Raw genomic sequence first — 3,101 nt, 5'->3', positions numbered from 1 at the left:
CTATCGCCACCAGACATATTTTGAGGTATATTCCCTCAAAACTAGATAACTTCTTCATCCAAACTTCTGATTATTTTAAGGATAAGCCCTCGACCGATTAGTATCTGTCAGCTCCACGTGTCACCACGCTTCCACACCAGACCTATCAACCTCATCATCTCTAAGGGGTCTTACTCACTTGACGTGATGGGAAATCTCATCTTGAGGGGGGCTTCATGCTTAGATGCTTTCAGCACTTATCCCGTCCACACGTAGCTACCCAGCTATGCCCCTGGCGGAACAACTGGTACACCAGCGGTGTGTCCATCCCGGTCCTCTCGTACTAAGGACAGCTCCTCTCAAATTTCCTGCGCCCGCGACGGATAGGGACCGAACTGTCTCACGACGTTCTGAACCCAGCTCGCGTACCGCTTTAATGGGCGAACAGCCCAACCCTTGGGACCTACTTCAGCCCCAGGATGCGATGAGCCGACATCGAGGTGCCAAACCTCCCCGTCGATGTGGACTCTTGGGGGAGATAAGCCTGTTATCCCCAGGGTAGCTTTTATCCGTTGAGCGATGGCCCTTCCATGCGGAACCACCGGATCACTAAGCCCGACTTTCGTCCCTGCTCGACTTGTAGGTCTCGCAGTCAAGCTCCCTTGTGCCTTTACACTCTGCGAATGATTTCCAACCATTCTGAGGGAACCTTTGGGCGCCTCCGTTACAATTTAGGAGGCGACCGCCCCAGTCAAACTGCCCACCTGACACTGTCTCCGAACCGGATCACGGTTCCAGGTTAGAATTTCAATACAGTCAGGGTAGTATCCCACCGACGCCTCCATCGAAGCTGGCGCTCCGACTTCTCAGGCTCCTACCTATCCTGTACAAACTGTACCAAAATCCAATATCAAGCTGCAGTAAAGCTCCATGGGGTCTTTCCGTCCTGTCGCGGGTAACCTGCATCTTCACAGGTACTATAATTTCACCGGGTCTCTCGTTGAGACAGTATCCAAGTCGTTACACCTTTCGTGCGGGTCGGAACTTACCCGACAAGGAATTTCGCTACCTTAGGACCGTTATAGTTACGGCCGCCGTTTACTGGGGCTTCAATTCAGAGCTTCTCCCGTAAGGGATAACCCCTCCTCTTAACCTTCCAGCACCGGGCAGGTGTCAGCCCCTATACTTCGCCTTGCGGCTTCGCAGAGACCTGTGTTTTTGCTAAACAGTCGCTTGGATCTATTCACTGCGGCTCTCTCGGGCGTTAACCCTATCAGAGCACCCCTTCTCCCGAAGTTACGGGGTCATTTTGCCGAGTTCCTTAACGAGAGTTCTCCCGATCATCTTAGGATTCTCTCCTCGCCTACCTGTGTCGGTTTGCGGTACGGGCACCTCTTTCCTCACTAGAGGCTTTTCTTGGCAGTGTAGGATCAGGGACTTCGGTACTGTAATTTCCCTCGCCGTCACAGCTCAGCCTTCACGATTGCGGGATTTGCCTCACAATCAGCCTAACTGCTTAGACGCGCATTTCCAATCGCGCGCTCTCCCTACCTTCCTGCGTCCCCCCGTCGTTCAAACGGAAAGGAGGTGGTACAGGAATTTCAACCTGTTGGCCATCGCCTACGCCTTTCGGCCTCGGCTTAGGTCCCGACTAACCCTGAGCGGACGAGCCTTCCTCAGGAAACCTTAGGCTTTCGATGGACAAGATTCTCACTTGTCTTTCGCTACTCATACCGGCATTCTCACTTCAAAGCGCTCCACCAGTCCTTCCGGTCTGACTTCACCGCACTTCGAACGCTCCCCTACCACTGTACCTTACGGTACAATCCATAGCTTCGGTGATACGTTTAGCCCCGGTACATTTTCGGCGCAGAGTCACTCGACCAGTGAGCTATTACGCACTCTTTAAATGGTGGCTGCTTCTAAGCCAACATCCTGGTTGTCTGGGCAACTCCACATCCTTTCCCACTTAACGTATACTTTGGGACCTTAGCTGATGGTCTGGGCTGTTTCCCTCTTGACTACGGATCTTATCACTCGCAGTCTGACTCCCGCGGATAAGTCTCTGGCATTCGGAGTTTGACTGAATTCGGTAACCCTGTGGGGGCCCCTAGTCCAATCAGTGCTCTACCTCCAGGACTCTAGCCGCGAGGCTAGCCCTAAAGCTATTTCGGGGAGAACCAGCTATCTCCGTGTTCGATTGGCATTTCACCCCTACCCACACCTCATCCCCGCACTTTTCAACGTGCGTGGGTTCGGGCCTCCATTCAGTGTTACCTGAACTTCACCCTGGACATGGGTAGATCACACGGTTTCGGGTCTACGACAACGTACTATGGCGCCCTATTCAGACTCGCTTTCGCTGCGGCTCCGCCTTATCAGCTTAACCTTGCACGTTATCGTAACTCGCCGGTTCATTCTACAAAAGGCACGCTGTCACCCGTTAATGGGCTCCAACTACTTGTAGGCACACGGTTTCAGGATCTCTTTCACTCCCCTTCCGGGGTGCTTTTCACCTTTCCCTCACGGTACTGGTTCACTATCGGTCACTAGGGAGTATTTAGCCTTGGGAGATGGTCCTCCCGGATTCCGACGGGGTTTCACGTGTCCCGCCGTACTCAGGATCCACTCAGGAGGGAACGAAGTTTCAACTACAGGGCTGTTACCTTCTTTGGCTGGCCTTTCCAGACCGCTTCATCTACCCCGTTCCTTTGTAACTCCATGTTGAGTGTCCTACAACCCCAGAGGGCAAGCCCTCTGGTTTGGGCTGATTCCGTTTCGCTCGCCGCTACTCAGGAAATCGCATTTGCTTTCTCTTCCTCCGGGTACTTAGATGTTTCAGTTCCCCGGGTCTGCCTTCTCATATCCTATGTATTCAGATATGGATACCATCCCATTACGGATGGTGGGTTCCCCCATTCGGAAATCCCCGGATCAATGCTTACTTACAGCTCCCCGAGGCATATCGGTGTTCGTCCCGTCCTTCTTCGGCTCCTAGTGCCAAGGCATCCACCGTGCGCCCTTTCTAGCTTAACCTTTATCGACGATTGATCAGCTTTTGCTGCTGAATCGTCTTAATTGTTACTAAATCAGCGCACAACTAATGAATTAGTTGGCTTTGT

The 3,101-nt window shown here is 52.7% G+C and carries 1 rRNA gene; it reads right to left on the bottom strand.

What is annotated here, in order from left to right:
- Positions 1-77: 77 nt before the first annotated feature.
- Positions 78-3,015: ribosomal RNA gene (locus P4361_RS19555) — 23S ribosomal RNA — on the bottom strand.
- Positions 3,016-3,101 lie beyond the last annotated feature (86 nt).

It is taken from the genome of Fictibacillus sp. B-59209 (assembly GCF_036216745.1).
Classification (GTDB): domain Bacteria; phylum Bacillota; class Bacilli; order Bacillales; family Fictibacillaceae; genus Fictibacillus_C; species Fictibacillus_C marinisediminis.
This window is presented reverse-complemented; position numbering and strand designations above follow the sequence as displayed.